The following is a 21,121-nucleotide window of genomic DNA, read 5'->3' on the forward strand; positions in this document are numbered from 1 at the left end:
ATTCGTAATTAAACAAACAATGAAAATACATTTTAATAAAATCAGTTACTTTTTTCTTGTAGCTATTTTTTCTGTTACTCTTCTCTCTTCTTGTGGCGAAAAAGAACCCAAAACACCAGAAGAAAAAAAGGCTGCTTTAGAAAAAAAACGTAGTGAACTTATGGAACTTCAAGGCGAAATTGCTCAACTTGAAGATGATTTAGGCGAAGCTGCAAAGAAAGAAAACCCTTCAAAACTGGTAGAAACAATGCCAGTAAAGTCAGAAACTTTCAATCATTATATTGAAGTACAAGGGACGGTAGAATCAGACAAAAACGTAACTATCTTGCCAGAAATGCCAGCAATGATTGTTTCTCTTAAAGTAAAAGAAGGGCAGAGAGTTTCGGCAGGTCAAGTAATTGCAACACTTGATGCAGGGACTTTTACAAAGCAGGTAGCTGAACTTCAAACACAACTTGCTCTTGCTACAACTGTTTATGAGAAAAGAAAGCGTCTTTGGGAGCAAAAGATTGGTTCTGAAATAGAGTACCTACAATCTCAAACGCAAAAAGAATCTTTAGAAAATAGCATAGCTACTCTAAAAGAGCAGATGCGTAAAGCAGTTGTTACTTCTCCAATTTCGGGAACTATTGATGAGGTATATGCAAAACAAGGCGAACAAGCAAACCCTGCTATGCCGATTGCTCGTGTAGTGAACGTTTCTGATGTTCAGCTTGTGGCTGATGTTTCTGAAAACTACCTTTCTTCTGTCAGAAAAGGAGATAATGTAAAAATATTCTTTAGTGCTTTGGGTACAGAAATGGAACAAAAAGTTTCTTTTGTAGGACAAACAATAAATACAGCAAACCGTACTTTCAAAGTTCAGATTGATTTACCAAATAAAGATGGGAAAATAAAACCAAACCTTGTTGGAACAGTAAAAATAAATGATTTTCAGAAAGAAAATGCTATTACAGTTCCTACAAACCTAATTCAACTCGGAACAGATGGAGGTAAATTTCTTTATGTTGTAAAAGAAGAAGGTGGTAAAAAAGTAGCTAAAAAAGTAACAGTAAAAACTGGAATGTCTTACGAAGGTGCAACGATTGTGGAAGAAGGACTTTCTGCAACTGACCAAGTAATAAGCAAAGGATACAATGAAGTAGTAGATGGAGAAAATATCCGTTTTGCTAAATCATAAAAAATATTTAAAAATCCTCGTTGACGGTTTCAAAACCTCAACGACGGTTGTCTTAACCTCATTCAAACCATAAAAAAAGATGAGCGAAACCAAACCAGACCTAAATAAAGGTTCGCAAGAACCTCCTAAAGATGAGAAATTTGAGATTTTTGGGTTATCCAATTTTTCTCTAAAAAACTCTACAAGTGTATTCATTATCATGTTTATTTTTGTAGCAGCAGGGCTTTTCTCTTATAAAATAATGCCTAAGGAACAGTTTCCAGAAATTGTTATGCCGACAGTATATGTCCAAACAGTTTACCCAGGTAACTCTCCTATTGATATTGAAAATCTTATTACTCGTCCGATAGAGAAAGAATTAAAATCTCTCAAAGGCGTTAAGAAAATTTCTTCTACTTCGGTACAAGATGCTTCAGCTGTCATCATCGAATTTAATGAAGATGTTGATGTTGGAGAAGCTGTTATTGATGTAAAAGATGCCGTTGATAAAGCAAAAAAAGACCTTCCTAGAGATTTAGACCAAGACCCGAATGTCATGGAAGTTGATTTCTCTGAAATTCCAATTATGGAAATAAACCTTTCGGGAGATTTCGAAATTGCCAAACTCAAAGAATACGCTGAATATTTGCAAGACGAACTAGAAGAACTCACGCAAGTTTCGGAAGCTGTCATTACTGGCGATCGTGATAGAGAAATTCAAATCAATGCAGATATTTATAAAATGGCTGCTCGTAAGGTGTCTTTCCAAGATATAGAAAACGCCATTCTATCAGAAAACTTAACGGCTTCTGGTGGTGATGTTTTGACAGATGGCTATCGTCGTTCGCTTCGTGTAGTGGGAGAGTTTCAAAACGTAAATCAACTAAAAGGTATCATTGTAAAATCTGAAAATAATCAGCCTATTTATTTGAATGAAGTGGCAGAAGTTACAGATTCGTATGTTGAGCGTTCTAGTTATGCACGTCTTGCAACAGGAAACGAATTCGAAACAAAGGGAAGTCTTCCAGTAATTTCTTTAAAAGTAAAAAAACGTAGTGGAGAAAACTTAATTGAAGCTGCCGAAGAGATTAAAAAGATTTTGACTCAAGCAAAAGAAAATCAATTTCCATCTACATTAGATATTACGATTGTAAATGACCAGTCGGAAAATATGGAAATGCAGATTGCCAACCTTATCAATAACATTATTTCAGGTGTTATTTTGGTGGTTTTGGTATTGCTTTTCTTTATGGGACTTCGTAACGCACTTTTAGTAGGTGTAGCTATTCCATTATCAATGCTTATTTCTTTTATGATTCTGAATTTATTGGGAATCAGTATCAATATTGTTGTGTTGTTCGCTCTTATTTTGGCTCTTGGTATGCTTGTAGATAATGCGATTGTGGTTATTGAAAACACCTATCGTTTTATGGAAGAAGGCTATTCTGCCAAGAAAGCCGCCGTAATGGGTGTGAGTGAAGTGGCTTGGCCAATCATCAGTTCAACAGCAACAACACTGGCAGCCTTTGTTCCTCTTGCTTTTTGGGGTGGAATATTGGGAGAGTTTATGAAGTATATGCCGATTACATTAATCGTCGTTTTGTCTTCTTCACTTTTTGTAGGTTTGGTTATTAATCCTGTTTTGTCTGCTTATTTTATGAAAGTAGAAGGAGTAAGCAAAAAAGGTATCAAATATTGGTTAATTGGAGCAATAGCAATGCTTGTGGTAGCTGGTTTATTATACGGTTATGTTGGCTTTACAAGTGCAAATGATTATACTATTCCTAACCTTTTAGTTACTTTCGGTCTGGTTGTTATCACAAATGTTTACTTTCTAACACCTGCTTCAAACTGGTTTCAAGACAAACTCCTTACACGTCTGGAAGATTGGTATATGCGTATATTGCGTTATCTTTTAAAAGGCGCACGTCCGTATATTCTGACAGTAGGAATGTTTTTCCTCTTAGTTTTTAGTTTTGTTTTGGTAGGTGTAGCAGGGCTTCAAACAAGTCTTTTTCCTGAAAATGACCCACTTTTTGTTTATATGTACGTAGAAGCTCCTTTAGGAACTGACATCAAAACAACAAATGAGTTTGCTGAAAAGATAGAAGAAAAAGTATATAAAGTGTTAGCTCCTTATGATGAAATTATCAAATCTATTGGTGTAAATGTAGGGGAAGAATCTGGTGACCCTAATGATAGTTTTGGTAGAAGTGGCGCAACACCTCATAAGGCTCGTATTTCAGTTGCTTTTTATGAGTTTCAGTATAGAAAAGGATTGAGCACTTCGGAGATAATGAAGGAACTTTCTACTGAAATGAAAACTATACCGGGAGTGAAAATCAAGACAGATAAAAACAAAGATGGACCTCCAGTAGGAAAGCCTGTAAATATTGAAATTACAGGAGATGAGTATGATGTTTTGGTAAAAGAAGCCGAAAAAGTAAAACAAATGATTCAAGATGCAGGTGTTCAAGGTCTTGATAATTTGGTTGTCGATGCTGAAACAGGTAAACCTGAATTAATTTTGACGATTGATAGAGAAAAAGCTCGTTTATTCGGACTTTCTACAAGTCAAGTAGCGATGACACTTCGTACAGCTATTTTTGGAAAAGAAATCTCTAAGTATAAAGATGGAGATGATGATTATCCGATTCAGCTTCGTCTGCAAGACAAATACCGTTACAATCTTTCTGCCTTGATGAATCAAGTGATTACTTTTAGAGATAATCGTGGTCAGTATCATCAAGTTCCAATTTCAGCGATTGCAAAGATTGATTATAGTTCTTCGTATGGCTCGGTCAAAAGAAAAGACCTTGACCGTATGGTTTCTGTAAGCTCTGGGATTGTGGAAGGATACAATGCCAATGAAGTAGTGGCACAAATTAGATTGCTTCTCAAAAGTCATAAATTCCCAGATGGTTATGGTGCAAAACTGACAGGAGAGCAGGAAGAGCAAAAAAAATCTGAAGAGTTCTTGAAGAAGGCAATGCTGATTGCTCTCTCTGCCATTACGCTTATCTTAGTATCACAGTTCAACTCTATCATCAAACCATTTATTATTATGGGTTCTGTACTCTTTAGTATGACTGGTGTAATGCTTGGTTTAGTAATTTTCCAAATGGATTTTATTATCATTATGACAGGTATTGGTATTATCTCTTTGGCTGGTGTTGTTGTAAATAATGCTATTGTGTTGATTGATTATACCGACCAAGTTAGGGCAAGACGAAAAGAAGAACTAGGATTAGATGAGGAACAACATCTGCCAGCTTCTGAATTTTTGGAAGTGGTTGTAAAAGCAGGTTATACTCGTCTTCGTCCTGTACTCTTGACAGCTATTACAACGGTTTTAGGACTTATTCCACTGGCAACAGGAATGAATATAGATTTTGTAACACTGTATTCTAGCTTTGATCCTCAATTTTATATGGGAGGCGATAATGCAGGGTTCTGGGGACCAATGGCGTGGGCTGTAATCTTCGGATTAGTGTTCGCTACTTTCCTTACGTTAGTAGTTGTACCAGCGATGTACTTAATAGCTGACCAGTTCTCTGAATGGATTAATCCAAGTGCAAAATCTACTGTTATTGCAGAGCGAAAAGACAATAAATAATCGTTGATTTTTTATAAAATTTAAAAGCCTATTTATCTTTTTTAGATGAATAGGCTTTTTTGTTTGAAATACTATCAATTTAATCTATTGCGTAATTCCTTCCATTCCCTCCAAAAAGTCAGATAACCATCTTTTTCAAAGTCATCTTTTGGGAGAGTTTTAGGTTCACTCTTTAGATAGAATACTTCAACTTCATCAGCAAAATCAAAAACTATTTTTCTATATTCTTCAAACTCTATAATAGCTTCTGTTCCTTTTTCTGAAATATGCTTTATCTTATTGTCTGTTGTATGAATTATTTTCCAATCAATTCCATAAGGACAGCCAGTAATAACAACAAAGTCAATTCCTTTTTCTGCTTGAAACATAAAATGTCCACAACAAGGAAGTAATTGATTTCCATATCCATTTTTCTCACAATCATAATCTGAATATAGAGAACGTAATAGATATAAAGCTGTTGAACTTAGAGTTAGCTTAAAAGTATCTTTATTAGCAATTATTTCATTTCCTATTCTGACAAATACTCTTCCGTGGGCGCAAAGGTCTTTCTCTTGGTCAGTATCTGAAATCCAATGTAGTTCTAAGATTTTTAATTCAAAAGTATTCATAATCAAAAAATATTTTCAGTAAAGCTTTAAAATAAATCTCCACCAAAAATAATTTCTTTTTGACGCTCAGAAGCATAATTTCAGTCTATTTTTGAGGAAGCTAATCTTCGTAGCTATCTGCAATTTTGAATAATTCTAACTTTTATTGGTGCTTCCTTCATGATATTCTATATTTTATTTTTTATCAAAAAATAAAAAAACTGTTCAATAATAAAAATTATCAAACAGTCTTTCATTAATCACTATTTCGCTTTCAAATCAACTTTGATTTCTAACTCTTCAAGTTGTTTCTCATCAATTTTAGAAGGTGCATCTATCATCAAATCTTTTCCTGCATTGTTTTTAGGGAAAGCAATAAAATCCCTGATACTTTGCTCTCCACCAAACAAGGCACAAAGACGGTCAAAACCAAGTGCAATTCCACCATGAGGAGGTGCGCCATACTCAAAGGCGTCCATCAAGAAACCAAACTGTGCTTTTGCTTCCTCATCTGAAAAACCTAAGAAAGAAAGCATTTTTTCCTGTAATGGTCTGTCATAAATACGAATAGAACCTCCACCAATCTCAACGCCATTCAGAACCAAATCATAGGCATCAGCACGAACATCAGCAGGATTAGAATTTAGTTTTTCTAAATCTTGTTTCTTTGGAGAAGTAAAAGGGTGGTGCATTGCAAACCAACGGTTTTCTTCTTCGCCCCACTCTAAAAGAGGAAAATCCACAACCCAAAGAGGTTTGAATTCATCATCTTTTCTAAGCCCAAGCTGATTACCCATTTCTAGGCGTAGCTCACTCATCGCTTTTCTAGTTTTGTTTGCTTCTCCAGCCAAAACCAAAATCAAATCTCCTGCTTTTGCATCACAAAGGTCTGCCCATTTCTTCAAATCTTCTTCATTGAAGAATTTATCTACCGAAGATTTGAACGTTCCATCATCATTACATTTTAAATAAATAAGTCCTGTTGCTCCAATTTGTGGCTTTTTGACAAATTTAGTGAGTGCGTCTAGTTGCTTACGAGAATACGAAGCACAATTTTCTGCTTTTATTCCCAAAACAAGTTCGGCATCATCAAAAACTTTAAAGTCTTTGCCTTTCGTTACTTCATTCATTTCTTTAAATGTCATTTCGAAACGAATATCTGGTTTATCATTACCATAATTTTTCATTGCTTCGTCATACGTCATTCTAGGAAAATCATCTTTCATAGTAATGCCTTTGAGTTCTTTGAAAAGATATTTCAAAAGCCCTTCAAAGTTATTCAAAATATCTTCTTGCGAAACAAATGACATTTCACAGTCAATTTGAGTAAATTCTGGCTGACGGTCTGCTCTCAAATCTTCATCTCTAAAACAACGAACAATCTGAAAATATTTGTCATAACCAGCTACCATCAAAATCTGCTTAAAAGTCTGTGGACTTTGTGGCAACGCATAAAATTCGCCTGCGTGCATACGACTAGGAACTACAAAATCTCGTGCGCCCTCTGGAGTAGATTTAATAAGAAATGGCGTTTCGATTTCCATAAAATCTTTTCCATCTAAATATCTACGCATTGCTTGTGCCATTTTGTGGCGAAGCATCATATTCTTTTGAAGCTTCGAACGACGTAAATCCAAATAACGGTATTTCATACGAAGCTCATCGCCTCCATCTGTATCATCTTCTACCAAAAAAGGAGGCGTTTTAGATTCATTCAAAATTTCTAAGTTAGAAACTTTGAGTTCTATATCTCCTGTTGGAATATCTGGATTCTTAGATGTACGCTCAATGAGTTTTCCTGTTGCTTTGATGACACATTCTCTACCCATTTTTTCTCTAACAAGTTCTAAAAGTTTTGGGTCTGTGCTGTCTTCTTCTAAGAAAAGCTGCGTAATTCCGTATCTATCACGAAGGTCAATCCAAAGTAATTTTCCTTTATCACGAATACGACGTACCCAACCACAAAGAATAATTTCCTCATTTTTTTCTACGTCCGAAAGGCGAAGTTCTCCACAAGTATGCGTTCTTAACATAAATCTATTTTTAAAGGCTTTTAATTTTATATCTTTTTTTCGTACCTTAAAAGGTACGATACAGAATACTCGCACACTAAAGTGTGTGCTACAATATATATTCTGCAAAGGTAAAGTTTTTTTATTACTTCATGTATTTTTTAATTTCTATTTCAGAATCTGTGACATTTATTTTAATAGGTTCATCAGTTCCATTAAATAAAATAACTTGCCAAGCATTTTGAGATAAATCCAATTCAAAAGCTTCATTTTTAGAGTTTTGGAATTTTAAATTACCTTCTGCTATTGTGTCTAAAACAGGAATTTGTAAGGAATCTAAGTATCCTCTAGTCAAACCTAAATAGTACATATTGTCATCTAACACTATACTATATGCTTTCTCATCAGCTTTTTGTAAGCTATCTATTACTTTTTGTGTAGGCATGATAAAAATAGCATAAGGTGTATTAATAACCTCATCTTGAGAAGTGTTCTGTTCTGAAATACAAGAAGAGATAAAAAGATTGATAAGAAATAGAGTGCAAATTATTTTTTTCATATAACTTAAACGTTATTAGTATTTTTACTTATTTTTAGAAAATAAATGTATGAGATTTTAGCAACATACTTTGAAGTAAAAACATGAATTTACCTTCTTACAAAGATATTAAAAAACTAGATTTTTGGGTACCTCCTCAACCTTGTAGTTTGATGTTGACTCTATATGATAAAGAGAACAAAGAAATAAAAGTTGATATGCTTCCTACCGACGAAGGTATAGAAGTATTTAATGAAGAAGAATATACACCACCTCCACACCCAAAAGTGTCTAGAAGACTTTATATCAATGAAGAATTGGTTGAATTTAATCTTTCATTAGAAAAAGAAGTTATCGATATTTTATCAAATTTGATAAGAGATAATCGCTTAGGGCATCCTAAGGGACTTACTGTTATAATGGCTCAAGAAATGATTGATTATTTTAAGTAATAAAATACTCAAATTATTATTGTATATTTGTACTCTATTTTTAAAAAAAATAATTTTTATTAGAAAAATATTTTTGGATTATAAATTCTTTATAACTTAACAGAATTACATTCGTAATTGGCTTCGCCTCTTTGGCAGGTCGTAATCTTTAATTCGTAATTGTTCCTATGGTAGATAAATTAGAAGAAATCAAAAAACGCTTTCATGCCGTTCGTGAGGAAATGATGAATCCTGACTTGATGAACGATATGGATAATTATGCAAAATTAAGTAAGGAATACAAAGACTTAGAAAAAATTGATTTAAAATATGAAGAGTACAAAAAAATATTAAGTAATATTGAAGGAGCAAAATCTGTTTTGAAAGAAGAAAAAGATGAAGATTTTAGAGAAATGGCAAAACAGGAATTAGAGGAATTAGAACCAAAACAAGAGAAGGTAGAAAACGAAATCAAAACACTACTTATTCCGAAAGACCCAGATGATGATAAAAATGCAATTCTTGAAATCCGTGCAGGTGCAGGAGGTGATGAGGCTGGTATTTTTGCAGGCGATTTGTACAGAATGTATCAGCGTTTTGCAGAGGTTCAGAAATGGACATGGGATATAATTTCGTTTAGTGAAGCCACAGCAGGAGGGTACAAAGAAATTGTAGTTTCTGTAACAGGGAATGAAGCTTACGGAAAGCTCAAGTATGAATCAGGTGTACATCGTGTTCAGCGTGTGCCAGATACAGAAAGTCAAGGGCGTGTTCATACTTCGGCTGCATCGGTCGCTGTTTTGCCAGAAACAGATGCCGTAGAAATTAACCTTGATATGGGAGACATCAAAAAAGATACGTTTAGAGCATCAGGAGCAGGTGGGCAGCACGTAAATAAGACAGAATCAGCTATTCGTTTGACTCACCTTCCATCAGGATTAGTAGTTGAATGTCAAGATGGACGTTCACAGCTTCAAAATTATGAACAAGCTTTGAAAGTATTGAAAGCTCGTTTGTATGACCAAGAATTACAAAAAAAGCAAGATGAAACTTCAGAAGTGCGTCGTTCGATGGTAGGACGTGGCGACCGTTCGGATAAAATTAGAACGTACAATTATTCACAAGGGCGTGTTACAGACCATAGAATAAATTTTAGTGTCTTTAATTTGCCTAATGTAATGGATGGAGATATTGGCTCATTTATCGAAGAGTTAAAACTTGCTGAAAATGCAGAACGTTTGGCAGCAGCAGCTGGAGGAGAGTAAATAAAGTTAGAAGTCAGATTTTAGAAAATAGAAGTAAATAGACATAAAAAAAAGGAATTTGAACTTAATCAAACTCCTTTTTTTATGTCTGTATTATTTTGATAGATTATTGTCCTTGTCCTAAAGAATAAGAACGAACGCCATCAAATGTACAAAGGTTTTCTGTTTTGATAATATCAAATCCTTCTTGATTTAATTTACTCATTAATTTTAAGACTTCTTTGTAGTCAATAGCATTTTCATTTTGAGTTTGGAAACGACAACGCCAGTGGTCTGTACAGAATGTTTCAGGGAAACCGTTTGGATAAACTTTTACACCTCTGTTCGTAATCATTTGAAGCTCTAAGTTTGAATCACTATCTAGTGCAGCTTTAGAAAGAGCATCTCCAATTTTGTTTGCATCACGTTTTTTACCTGTTGCATCTGCTGGGTCATTCCAATGCAAGAAAATATCTACTCCTACAAGCTCTTTTTTAGCTATTTTGGTAGGTTCAACGTTGATATTTATTGATTTTCCTTTTCCATACTCAACTGATTTTAAAGTAGTTGGTTTCTGTCCTAATCTTTCGATAACAGCTTCTCCAAATTCTTTTGTTCCTACTTTCTTTGTGCTAATTTCTTCGTTATAAATATCGCCAGTATGAATGCCGTCTTCAATTGTTTTGAGCCACGCATTTTGTACTTTTTCAGCAATATCACCCTGTCCGATATAAACTAACATCTGAACAGCTCCTAATAAAAGACCAGAAGGATTTGCAATTCCTTTTCCTGCAATATCAGGTGCAGAACCGTGAATAGCTTCAAACATCGCAAAGTCATCTCCAATGTTAGCAGAACCTGCCAAGCCCACCGAACCTGTAATTTCGGCAGCTACATCAGAAAGAATATCGCCATACAAATTAGGCATCACAATTACATCAAACTGCTCTGGTTTTGTTGCTAGTTTTGCAGCTCCTATATCAACAATCCAATGCTCTTTTTCTATTTCTGGATATTCTTCGCCTATTCTATCAAATGTTTTATGAAAAAGACCGTCCGTAATTTTCATTATATTATCCTTCGAAAAACACGTAACTTTCTTACGGTTATATACCTTTGCATATTCGAAAGCATAACGAATAATTTTTTCTGTTCCTACGCTAGTAATAAGTTTCAAACATTGCGTTACTTCGTCAGTCTGCTGATGTTCAATTCCTGCGTATAAATCTTCTTCATTTTCTCTTATAATTACGGTATCCATTTTTGGATGTTTCGTCTGTACATACGGATTGTATGAAACACAAGGACGAACATTTGAATAAAGTCCTAATGTTTTACGTATCGTAACATTCAAGCTTTTAAAACCTCCACCTTGAGGAGTTGTGATAGGAGCTTTCAAAAACACCTTTGTCTTGCGCAAAGATTCCCATGTTTCAGGAGTGATTCCAGCTGAAAAGCCACTTTTATATACTTTTTCTCCAATTTCTACTTCTTCAAAATCTATTCTTGCTTCGGCAGCTTCCAAAATAGAGAGCGTGGCATTCATAATTTCCTCGCCTATTCCGTCGCCTTTAGCAACAGTAACTAATGTTTTTTTATTCACAGGTTTTTGTTTAAATGTTGTGTCTTGTGTGTCTGTGTAATTTCCGTCGGATACTAGCATAATAGATTTTTTAATAACGTAAAAGAGAAAAATAATTGTTTATTGGTATTGGTTGCTTGAAATAACTTCAAGAACTTAATCAAGTAAAATAGTAATTACTTAATCAAATTAATCAATGTTGATAGTTTTACTAACTAACACAAAAGTAATATAATTGTTTTGGTTTAACAAGCTTTTGTAAAGGTTTAAGGTCTAATGAAATACAACGCTATAATGATAGTTTTGTTTATAATAATCATTTATAAAAACTTGTTCTGAACATAATAATTGTTAATAAAATAGATTATATATAACTATAATATCGCATTTTTCGTACTAAGATAATATATTTTAAACTAAAATAAAAGACGATGAGTCCATTTTTTAAACTATTTAGTTTTGTGTGTTTTTGTGCAGTGTTCTTTTTCAATTTTTCTCTCAAAGTCTTTGCCCAAACAAATTACGATAAGAACTCAAAAAACGTAATCTACATAGAAGGTGCTGGAGCTGGTGGGTATGGTTCTATCAATTACGAACGACTTTGTTTTTCTTCCTCAAAAACAGCATTTGCTTTTAGATTGGGAGTAAGTACATATTATTTGAATGACTATACAGATACATTTAATCCTGAAATTATACTGCCTGTTGCATTGCATTTTTTGTATGGAAAAAATCACAAATTAGAGGTTGGAGCAGGACAAACAATCACTTCTTTTGTAAGAGCGAGTCGACAAGACTTTCAACCAAAGCGAGATGTTCGTAATCATACTCATTTTATGTTGGGTTATCGTTATCAAAAAAATAAAGGTGGTTTTATGGTTAGAGTTGCTTATACGCCTATACTTGAATTTAATACAGATTATCAACATTGGGGAGGTCTTGCTGTTGGTTATTCATTTTAACAGTATTATTTACTCATTTTTTAAACTCTTATTTTTATACATGAAAAAATTATTACTCATACAACGAATCATTTTTATTTTCCTTTTTTCTCTATTCTTTAGTATTGCTTTTACTTCTTGTAACTCAGAGGAAGTGGATATTGATTTATCTGAAAGAAATATAAAAGTAATCGGACATGGTGGAATGGGAATCGGACAAGTTTATCCTATGAATAGTTATGAATCAATTATGTATGCTTTGAGCTTGGGAAGTGATGGAGTAGAAATTGATGTTCAGATGACAAAAGATGGTGTTTTGGTAGCTTTTCATGATGAAGAGTTAGAAACCAAAACAAATAAAACAGGTAAAATTTATGAACAAACGTGGGAACAAATAAAAGGTGCTGAGTATACAAGCTCTGCACCTTATACGAAATATAGAGTTGTTCGCTTAGAAGATATTTTTGAACATGTTCCTAATCTTGAAAAGTATATTTTAGCTTTAGATATAAAAAGTTTTAATCCTTCTACTTCGGTAGATTACTCTAGTCAATTAAATGCTTCACTTATTTCTTTACTAGAAAAATACAAGCAAAAACGTAATCTCAACTTAAATAACATATATATAGAATTTAAGAGAACAGATTTAATAGAGTCTTTGCAAAATGAACGTCCTAATTATCAAATCTTTGTTTATGAAACTTTTGAAATAGCGTTAGAAAAAGCTAGAAGGTATAACCTAAAAGGAATTACAGTTCAGAACGATGATTTGACGAAAGAAAATGTAGAACAGGCACATAACGAAGGTTTTTTGGTTGCTACTCTCAATACCCATTCGAAAGCTAGAAATATAGAAGCTATTAATAAAGGTGTAGATTATATCCAAACAGATAAAGTAAAACATTTGCTCAAAATCTTGAAATAGAAAAAGAATCAAATTTTTAGTTAAAAATAATTCAAAGTAGTAAAGAATATAAAAAAAATCATTAAAATTGATTTATTGAATCAACAATTATTAATCAAGCCAATCACTGAAATATGCTTTCTCTACAAAACATCCATAAATCTTATCATACCACAGCACAAAGTATGCACGTCTTGAAGGGAATTGATATGACTATCAATGAGGGCGAACTAGTTTCAATAATGGGTTCTTCGGGCTCTGGAAAGTCTACATTACTTAATATCTTGGGAATGTTAGACAATTATGATAAAGGAGAATATTGGTTAGATAAAGTATTGATAAAAAACCTTTCTGAAAAACAAGCAGCTATTTATCGCAACAAATTTTTAGGTTTTGTCTTTCAATCTTTCAATTTACTTTCCTTCAAAACAGCAGCTGAAAATGTAGCTCTTCCCCTCTATTATCAAAAAGTAGGGCGCAAAGAAAGACAGATTTTAGCAGAAGAATATTTAGAGCGTGTTGGACTTCGCCAATGGGCGCATCATTTACCTTCAGAGCTATCAGGTGGACAAAAACAGCGTGTTGCTGTCGCTAGGGCATTGATTACAGACCCAAAAGTGATTTTAGCTGATGAGCCAACAGGAGCATTAGATACAACGACTTCTTATGAAGTAATGGAACTCTTCAAACAAGTTCATCAAAGTGGCAAAACTATCGTTATCGTAACTCACGAAGATGATATTGCTGCAAAAACAGAACGGGTTATTCGTTTGAGAGACGGAAATATTGAAACGCAAGGAGAAAGAAAAGAGAAACAAAATATTAATCTGAATAAGTCTTAAATAAGCAATAAGTTACAGTTAGTAAAAGAAATTCCAAAAGACTAAAAAAAGAGATAATGATCTTTTAAAACCTTGAATTATTTATTTTATTGAATAATTCTATTATTAACTTGTCTTTTTAATAGTACTATTAGCAAAAAAAGGTTGTATTTAATTTTTTCTCTATTTTATAGTAGGTTTTCTATTATTCTGTCTTAGAAGTAGGCACACTTATTGCAAAATTGGTAAATAAGTGCGAATACGAACAATGATTGACTGTTTTGCAAGATTTTATCTTAGCTTTCAAATACTATCATAATAAAAGTATAACTACAAAATCGCCTTTATCATTTGCCTTTAACTTTTAATAAAAATATAGCCTTAGCATATGAAAATTTTAACTTTCTGTATTGCAGCAGCCTTGTCTATCAGTTCTACTGTTTCATTTTCTGCTCCTTTTTTAAATTCTACAAAGAATACTGATACTTCTATTACTAACAAATTAGAAACGGAAGCATACAAAACAAACAAACTTGCCTACAAATCAGTAGGAGATAAAGGTTTTGATGCCGCTAATACTATTATTAAATGTGAGGATGGAAATTTTATACTTTTAGGGCGTACAGATTCGTATGGTGCTGGTGATATGAATATGAGTGCAATAAAAGTAGATGCAAGTGGAAATATTCTTTGGAATAAGAATTATGGTGCAGAAGAAAGCGAAGAAGGATATGCAGGAATACAAACAGCTGATGGAGGTTTTGTTTTTGCAGGTTATTCAGATTCTTATGGTGCTGGTTCGGATATAAAAGATGGTTGGGTAGTTCGTACAGATGCAAAAGGAATTCGTATTTGGGACAAGACATTTGGGTCTAATCAAAGTATAGATGAAATTTATAGTATTGTTGCTACCGACGAAGGAAACTATGTGATTTTGATGAACAGTATTCCTATCTCAACAGGAAAAAGTGATATTATGCTCTTAGAAATAAATGATAAAGGAGAAACAATTTGGAAAAAAAGTTTTGGTGGAAAGAGTAGCGAACAAGGACACTCTTTGGCTAAAACTGAAAATGGATATTTGATTGCAGGGCATGTAGAAGGCGAAATGATGACAAAATGGGATATGCTCTTGATACAAGTAGATAAAGAAGGTAATAAAAAATGGGAAAAAACGTATGGTGGTGGAGACAACGAAATGGCAAATGTAGTCAAAGTAATGCCTTCTGGTAATATCCTAATTGCTGGTTATTCTTATACGTACGCAGAAGGAAGCCATGATGCATGGATAGTTTGTACAGACAAAAACGGAAAGAAAGTGTGGGATAAAAATTTTGGTGGGTTAAGTACAGATGAAGCCTTTGATATTTTAGTTACTGATAACTCTGAAATTATCTTGATAGGTTATACTGATATTTACAAGGCTGATGAATATGGAAATAATGTAAGTGTTCTTTCTAATGAGATTATGATTAATAAATTAGACTCTAAAGGAAAAGAAATTTGGACAAGAACATTAGGAGGAGAGAAAGACCAAGTAGCTAAAGCTGGAGCAATTGCTAATGACGGAAGTTTTGTCTTGGCTGGTTATACCAACGAAAATATGGATGAAAGAAATGTAGATATGCTTATTTTGAAAGTATCTGCTGACGGAAAATAATAACTTAAAATAGAAGTTATTCTACCGTCAAAAAAAATAGATTAGCCGAATTTTTCATTTTATTAGTAATGAGAGGTTCGGTTTTTGTTTGTTTTTCATAAATTGCTGACTTTCCTCAATAATAAAATGAATTTTAAGCATAATTTAAGTATAAATAGACAGAGTATTTTTGAGAAACAATTATAATTATTTAGTCCTACAAATTAGAATACAGAAGCAGAGATGAGAATACAAGGAATAAAACATACTACAAGTTCTTTTTTTTTATTTATAAGCAAAAACAAGTTTTCGATTTTTGTCTTCTCTATAATTATGATGCTTGTCTTTTTCATAAAAAATAACTCTTTTGCTCAAGATTTTGAATCTCCTTTAGCTATAAACACCAATACCCTTGCTCCTACTTCAACTATCGTCAAGGGAAAGTTATTTGCATACCACTATAAAGATACAGAAAAAGAAAAGCTAGAAGTAAATTTGAGGGTCAAAAATGTTCGTACACAAGAAAAACAATTGAGAGTATTTTCGCCTGATACTGTTACAGGAAACTATTTTATGTTCTTGCTTCCTGATGAACGTTATGAAATTAGTATTCAAGTAAAAGGGTTTCGTCCTTATGTAATCGTTGTTTTTATTCCTCCCCAAACATTTATCTACCAGCTCAATCGTGAGATTGTTTTTGAACCTATTTTACTTTTAGATAAACACATCGGACAACACAATTTTTTTGAAACTCACTCTCAAAAACTACTTAATTATTATGATTCTGCTGCCTTTCATAATTATGATACTGATAGATTTGAAGTTTTGAAAGAATTGGTAGATTATACCATGAACAAAGGAAGTATAGAAGCTCTTGATAGTTTAGAGAAAATCACAGTAAATGAATCTAAACCAGTTATTCCCACTGAGTATGTTTCTTCAAAGTTAAATCCAACAGATAAGTTCAAGCCTATTTTTGATAAAATAGAAGAAAGTTTTTCTCACGGTTCTTGGGAATATATTGATAAACTTTATGCAAAACAAAGTACAGGAAATACTTATTATGCACAAGCAAATAGTATTTCAACAGCTCAAAAAGAAAATCAAAAAACAATTGTAACCCATTTTGTTCTTTTTGATGGAAAAAATGCCAAAAAATTAACAAGAGAACAAAAAACTAAGTTGAAGCAAGTTGCTTCATTCCTTAATAATGACCCAAGTTTGATAATCGAAATCTTTGGAAGAACATACTCAAGAGCTAAAAAAGAAAATCTAAATGCAGAATATAGTTCGGATGATGAGGCACAAAAACGACTTCGTATGTCAGCAAAACGTACAAAACAAGTTTTTAAATACCTAAAAAGACGAGTAGATGATAAAAGTAAGTTTCATTATATTGTTTATGGAATGAGCGAAAAACTTGATGATGCTGTTTTGAAAGAATCCATAAAAGTAAATGAGAGCGATAATAATAACGAGAACAGAGAAAATTTGATTCTAACACAGTTACCTCCAAAGTCGCCAAGAGTAGAACTTGTTATTAGCGTGGAATAATAATAATATATATTCCTGCTTAGTCAAAAAGAGGAATCTATAACTTTGCAAAAAAACGCATTTCTTGTAATGCTGTTGTTATTATTTTGACATAGCGACAACTACAAGATAGTTTCTAAAAAACTCTAACTAAATAAAAAGGGTCTAGTTATTTCTCAAGTCAGTAATTACTACTAACAAAATTAGCCTTCTTAGAAAATTTTCTAGGAGGCTAATTTTTTTATTTAAAGAAAAATCTCTAAGTAAAACGAATAAGATTTTTGGAGTAATTAATTAATACGCAATTAAGTTGAAACCTAAATCAACATCTTCTGCATATTCCTCTCCACTTTCAAGCATATCAACATCATCTTTCTCATAGTACCAATTTACGGTAACATTGCCACCCTTAGACTTATTGTACTCTTCAAGTAAGTCAAAAATTTCTAAGAAACGGCGAGAAGAAGAAGTATTGAAATACGTCATTCTGAAATTGAATGTAAAGGTTCTTCCTTCTTGCTCTAAATAGTTATTAAGCCACTCAAAAATGGGCTGAAAAAATTCAATAGTGTATTCATGGTATGATTCACCAGAGATTTCTAAAACTCCTTCTTCAGGAGCAAAATTAACAGTAGGGATGTAGTTTTCACCTTCGATTTGGAAGTTTTCCATACGAATTTATATTTTTTTAAAAGTTTATTTATCTAATCTTACGGTAATAGTTAAAAATGACTGGCTTGGATAATCAGGATGTGGATAAGCTTCTCCAATCAAAGGGTTGTTGGATTTGCGAACCATATCAATTAAACCAATATTAGCACCTGGTTTGTTTGCACGTTGAGGTGCACGACGTTGTTCTTTGTAATATTTTTTTAGCTCATCGTCATCTAAAGAATTTATATACTGACAACGTTCCATGACGTGGTCTAATACAGAGTTTTCTATCAGATTTGAGGATGAAATCAAAAAATGGTCATCAGCTTCACTTACTAAAAGATAGCCTACACCAATAGGCTTGTCTTCCTTTATAGAATATGATTTTTCTATAGAATGAAGACTTACATTTTGAGAAAGCTCAATAAATATTGCAAATATCTTACGACCAATATTTGGATCTTCTTGAGAACTTTTGCGTTTCAAACTACTCGCCAAACGAGAGAGCAAATCTTGAGAAACTACTCCTTGAAAAGCCAGTAACGTTTGATGTTTACGCATTTGGTCGTAAAAATCATATATGACGAAATCGTTATCCATACGCCTAGAATCTAGAATTAAATATAATTTTTTCAAAAAAAACTGAAACTCAAAACTCAACTCAATATGAGTTTGTTTTAGTCTAATAATTTCAAATATACTTTAATGTAGTATCAAATACCTTATCTTTTCTTAAAGAATCGTTACAAATTGGATAAGATTCATTGTTTTTTCGATAAAACACTACAATCAATCAGATAATATATCCTTATAACATCTTTATTTAAGATAAAACTCTGCAAGTATTTATAATTAGAGTAAAGTCTCAATAGCGAAACTAAACAAAAATTAACAGAAATAAAATCAATCAATCAGATTTTTTTAAAATTACTCATTTTATTCAAAAGCTAATCACTTTCATTATTTCAACTGTTTGCTTAATAATTAGTTTTGAAAGTACGTATTTTTATTCAAAAGAAAAAGTAACTAGCTCGGTTATTTTTTATCTAATAGGAATTATCTTGAAAAAATAGAAGTTTTATAACACAAATTTGCTATTTTAGGGTTATTAGTCTAGTAAATCAATTTTATTCAATTTTTTAAACTTAAATTTTTTAATTATGCGTTGGAAAGGAAGACAAGGAAGTGGTAATGTAGAAGACCGTCGTGGAAGTAGCGGTGGTGGTGGTTTTGGGAGAATGGGTGGTGGAATGGGCAAAGCTGGTTTAGGCATTGGTGGTGTTATTATTGTCATTATTGTGATGCTTTTGGGAGGAGACCCCTCAGCTATTTTAGGAGGAGCTTCTACTGGAGGTTCTGTCCCTGTTCGGACTGAAAATAGAGCAAATACAACTAGCGAAACAGGACAACCCACGGACGATATGGGAATGTTTACTTCTGTCGTTTTGAAAGACACAGAAGATGTTTGGAACAAAATCTTTAGAGAAGAACTCAATGCTGATTACCCAGAACCCAAACTAGTCCTTTTTAGTGGAGTAACAAGTACAGCTTGTGGACAAGGACAGTCTGCAACAGGCCCTTTTTATTGTCCAGCAGACCAAGATATTTATATTGACCTTACCTTTTTCGACGAATTACAAAATCGTTTTGGTGCAGGAGGAGATTTTGCAGCAGCTTACGTAATTGCTCACGAAGTAGGTCATCATATCCAAAAACAACTTAGAGCAAGTGATTATGTAAATAGCCAAAGAGGAAGGGTTTCGAAAGTAAAACAAAATGAACTTTCTGTTAGGCTAGAACTACAAGCTGACTTTTATGCAGGTGTTTGGGCGCATTATGCTGATAAGTGGAAAGGTGTTTTGGAAGAAGGCGACATAGAAGAAGCTCTAAATGCAGCAAATGCTATCGGAGATGACCGTCTTCAAAAACAAGCTCAAGGCTACACTGTTCCAGAATCATTTACACATGGAACATCAGCACAGCGTAAAAAATGGTTTTTAAAAGGTTATCAGACAGGAGATATTCGTCAAGGAGATACTTTCAAAACAAATGATTTGTAGGCTCTAAAATTGTATTTTATTGTACATTTTTTCCATTCCTCGCTCAACTCAAGCCGAATTCTTTTCTGTTAGCTTTATGTATTCGCTTTATAGCTGTGATTTTTGTGTTTTAATTTGAATACTTTTCTGATTTTTGTTTCAAAAATTTAGATTCGTGCTAGTTTAGAAATACAAATACACGGCAGGATGCTAAATATATAGTAATCACTTGCTAGGAAGTAAGTGAGGGGATTTGTGAGGTATGTTTGTTGTTGGTCATCGTAACGGCAAGCCGAAACTAAAGACACAACAACGGCTTTCTTTTACTTATTTAAATGGGAACACCAACAAGAACGCAGAATATAGTTATAAACAATGAGTAAAAGCATAATTAAATTTCCTCCACCTTATTACAATGTAGAGGTTAGTCTTAAGTACCCTAGTTCAGAAGAGACAGAAAAATTTATACAACATATTTTTGCTTATTACATAAGGACAAAGATATTTGGTACAGATGACATTCTTGATAAAGTACATAGAATAACAAATATGTATAGCATAAAATGGATAAATGATTGGACACTAAGAGTGGCAACAAGTAGCGATGATGACCTCTTTGTTAAAGTAGTTTGTTTCTTAATACCAAGTTGGATTTCAAATAGAATGTTCAATCATCATATTATAACAGGTTACATAGTTAGACTGTCAAATAAGGATATAGATGAGTTGATGAGTTGTAACTTTGAAAAAATATTTTTTGAAATAACTCCTTATGTTGTAGATAATGAAATCTCAGAATTATCTTTTTTATGGAAAGAAATGTTAGATGACATATGCATAAAATATGAGGACGAGTTAAATTATGAGATAATATATAAATCTAATGGTAAAAAATTGACTAATGATGAAAAATATGTTAAATACATGCACTTATTCTATGATGAAAAATATTATGATTCTATAATAAGAAAATTGATAGAGGAAGGCATAGAAATAGCATATAATTAGAAAATCCCCTGCTGCTGCTCGGCTGCCCCGTTCGGCTGAGTCTTCCAAAGACTAAAAAATAAAAAAATAAGTGTTGGGCGTAGTCTGCGACTACGACCTATCAGTATGGTAAATCTTCAGATTTGCGAGGGAAGTGATTGTATTTGTCATTAGTGAAGAAAGCTATTATCATTATAGTAGTGCAAATCCATTATCGCCTTTAAAAATGAATGGAGAAGAGTAACATTAGCAACTAGCAGTTAATGTCAAGTTCATTTTTTCAAAGATTTCTCTTATTGAAGCTGTTTTTGTCAAAATTTTGTCATTTTAAATTCTAAAAGTGGTTTTTAAAATTCCTCTATTAAAAAACTAAATTTATTTAGATTTGTAATTGGTATGCTTTTTTAAGAAATTTGTACTTTAATTTTTCA

17 protein-coding genes are annotated in these 21,121 nt (G+C 32.9%); 11 read left to right on the forward strand and 6 right to left on the reverse strand.

The features are described 5' to 3' along the window. The first annotated feature begins 19 nt into the window (after nucleotides 1-19). On the forward strand, nucleotides 20-1,180 hold the full coding sequence (locus WAF17_RS18950) for an efflux RND transporter periplasmic adaptor subunit (RefSeq protein ID WP_338763107.1): 1,161 nt from the start codon (nucleotides 20-22) through the stop codon (nucleotides 1,178-1,180). A 79-nt stretch (nucleotides 1,181-1,259) separates the two neighbouring features. Continuing rightward, nucleotides 1,260-4,775, forward strand: a complete 3,516-nt coding sequence (locus tag WAF17_RS18955; protein WP_338763109.1) for an efflux RND transporter permease subunit — start codon at nucleotides 1,260-1,262, stop codon at nucleotides 4,773-4,775. A gap of 74 nt (nucleotides 4,776-4,849) precedes the next feature. On the opposite strand, the gene WAF17_RS18960 is transcribed toward WAF17_RS18955, so the two are convergent. The 3 genes from WAF17_RS18960 to WAF17_RS18970 all read right to left on the reverse strand — a co-directional run bounded on the left by WAF17_RS18960 (nucleotide 4,850) and on the right by WAF17_RS18970 (nucleotide 7,936). Then, nucleotides 4,850-5,386: a hypothetical protein gene (locus tag WAF17_RS18960; RefSeq protein WP_338763112.1), complete on the reverse strand. Its 537-nt coding sequence runs from the start codon at nucleotides 5,384-5,386 to the stop codon at nucleotides 4,850-4,852. 242 nt (nucleotides 5,387-5,628) lie between these two features. Next, nucleotides 5,629-7,398: an aspartate--tRNA ligase gene (aspS, locus tag WAF17_RS18965; protein WP_338763114.1), complete on the reverse strand. Its 1,770-nt coding sequence runs from the start codon at nucleotides 7,396-7,398 to the stop codon at nucleotides 5,629-5,631. A gap of 124 nt (nucleotides 7,399-7,522) precedes the next feature. Next, nucleotides 7,523-7,936, reverse strand: coding sequence for a hypothetical protein (locus tag WAF17_RS18970; RefSeq protein WP_338763116.1), 414 nt, complete (start codon nucleotides 7,934-7,936; stop codon nucleotides 7,523-7,525). A gap of 83 nt (nucleotides 7,937-8,019) precedes the next feature. Between WAF17_RS18970 and WAF17_RS18975 the strand changes: the two genes are divergently transcribed. Both WAF17_RS18975 and prfA read left to right on the forward strand, forming a co-directional pair. Next, nucleotides 8,020-8,367, forward strand: coding sequence for a hypothetical protein (locus WAF17_RS18975; protein WP_338763118.1), 348 nt, complete (start codon nucleotides 8,020-8,022; stop codon nucleotides 8,365-8,367). 167 nt (nucleotides 8,368-8,534) lie between these two features. Further along, nucleotides 8,535-9,611, forward strand: a complete 1,077-nt coding sequence (gene prfA / locus WAF17_RS18980; RefSeq protein ID WP_338763120.1) for a peptide chain release factor 1 — start codon at nucleotides 8,535-8,537, stop codon at nucleotides 9,609-9,611. Between the two features lie 106 nt (nucleotides 9,612-9,717). On the opposite strand, the gene WAF17_RS18985 is transcribed toward prfA, so the two are convergent. Continuing rightward, on the reverse strand, nucleotides 9,718-11,193 hold the full coding sequence (locus WAF17_RS18985; protein ID WP_338770217.1) for an NADP-dependent isocitrate dehydrogenase: 1,476 nt from the start codon (nucleotides 11,191-11,193) through the stop codon (nucleotides 9,718-9,720). Nucleotides 11,194-11,603: 410 nt separating this feature from the next. Here WAF17_RS18985 and WAF17_RS18990 point away from each other — a divergent pair, with 410 nt between their 5' ends. From WAF17_RS18990 to WAF17_RS19010, 5 genes are all read left to right on the forward strand, one after another. Further along, nucleotides 11,604-12,134 (forward strand): hypothetical protein, encoded by a 531-nt coding sequence (locus WAF17_RS18990; protein WP_338763122.1) that lies wholly within the window; start codon nucleotides 11,604-11,606, stop codon nucleotides 12,132-12,134. 40 nt (nucleotides 12,135-12,174) lie between these two features. Next, nucleotides 12,175-13,038: a glycerophosphodiester phosphodiesterase family protein gene (locus WAF17_RS18995; RefSeq protein ID WP_338763124.1), complete on the forward strand. Its 864-nt coding sequence runs from the start codon at nucleotides 12,175-12,177 to the stop codon at nucleotides 13,036-13,038. Between the two features lie 113 nt (nucleotides 13,039-13,151). Further along, nucleotides 13,152-13,859, forward strand: a complete 708-nt coding sequence (locus tag WAF17_RS19000; protein WP_338763126.1) for an ABC transporter ATP-binding protein — start codon at nucleotides 13,152-13,154, stop codon at nucleotides 13,857-13,859. Nucleotides 13,860-14,226: 367 nt separating this feature from the next. Further along, nucleotides 14,227-15,498, forward strand: a complete 1,272-nt coding sequence (locus tag WAF17_RS19005; protein WP_338763129.1) for a PQQ-binding-like beta-propeller repeat protein — start codon at nucleotides 14,227-14,229, stop codon at nucleotides 15,496-15,498. A gap of 312 nt (nucleotides 15,499-15,810) precedes the next feature. Next, on the forward strand, nucleotides 15,811-17,031 hold the full coding sequence (locus WAF17_RS19010) for a hypothetical protein (protein ID WP_338763132.1): 1,221 nt from the start codon (nucleotides 15,811-15,813) through the stop codon (nucleotides 17,029-17,031). 273 nt (nucleotides 17,032-17,304) lie between these two features. Here the strand turns inward: WAF17_RS19010 and WAF17_RS19015 are convergent, their stop codons facing one another. Together WAF17_RS19015 and WAF17_RS19020 are read right to left on the reverse strand one after the other, a co-directional pair. After that, nucleotides 17,305-17,682, reverse strand: coding sequence for a DUF1987 domain-containing protein (locus tag WAF17_RS19015; RefSeq protein WP_338763135.1), 378 nt, complete (start codon nucleotides 17,680-17,682; stop codon nucleotides 17,305-17,307). Nucleotides 17,683-17,706: 24 nt separating this feature from the next. Further along, nucleotides 17,707-18,264, reverse strand: coding sequence for a SiaB family protein kinase (locus WAF17_RS19020; RefSeq protein WP_338763138.1), 558 nt, complete (start codon nucleotides 18,262-18,264; stop codon nucleotides 17,707-17,709). Nucleotides 18,265-18,824: 560 nt separating this feature from the next. Here WAF17_RS19020 and WAF17_RS19025 point away from each other — a divergent pair. Then, entirely contained in the window at nucleotides 18,825-19,724 is a 900-nt protein-coding gene (locus WAF17_RS19025; RefSeq protein ID WP_338763141.1) for a neutral zinc metallopeptidase, read from the forward strand. Between the two features lie 354 nt (nucleotides 19,725-20,078). After that, nucleotides 20,079-20,711 (forward strand): hypothetical protein, encoded by a 633-nt coding sequence (locus WAF17_RS19030; protein ID WP_338763144.1) that lies wholly within the window; start codon nucleotides 20,079-20,081, stop codon nucleotides 20,709-20,711. The last annotated feature ends 410 nt before the right edge of the window (nucleotides 20,712-21,121 follow it).

The organism is Bernardetia sp. ABR2-2B (assembly GCF_037126435.1).
GTDB lineage: Bacteria > Bacteroidota > Bacteroidia > Cytophagales > Bernardetiaceae > Bernardetia.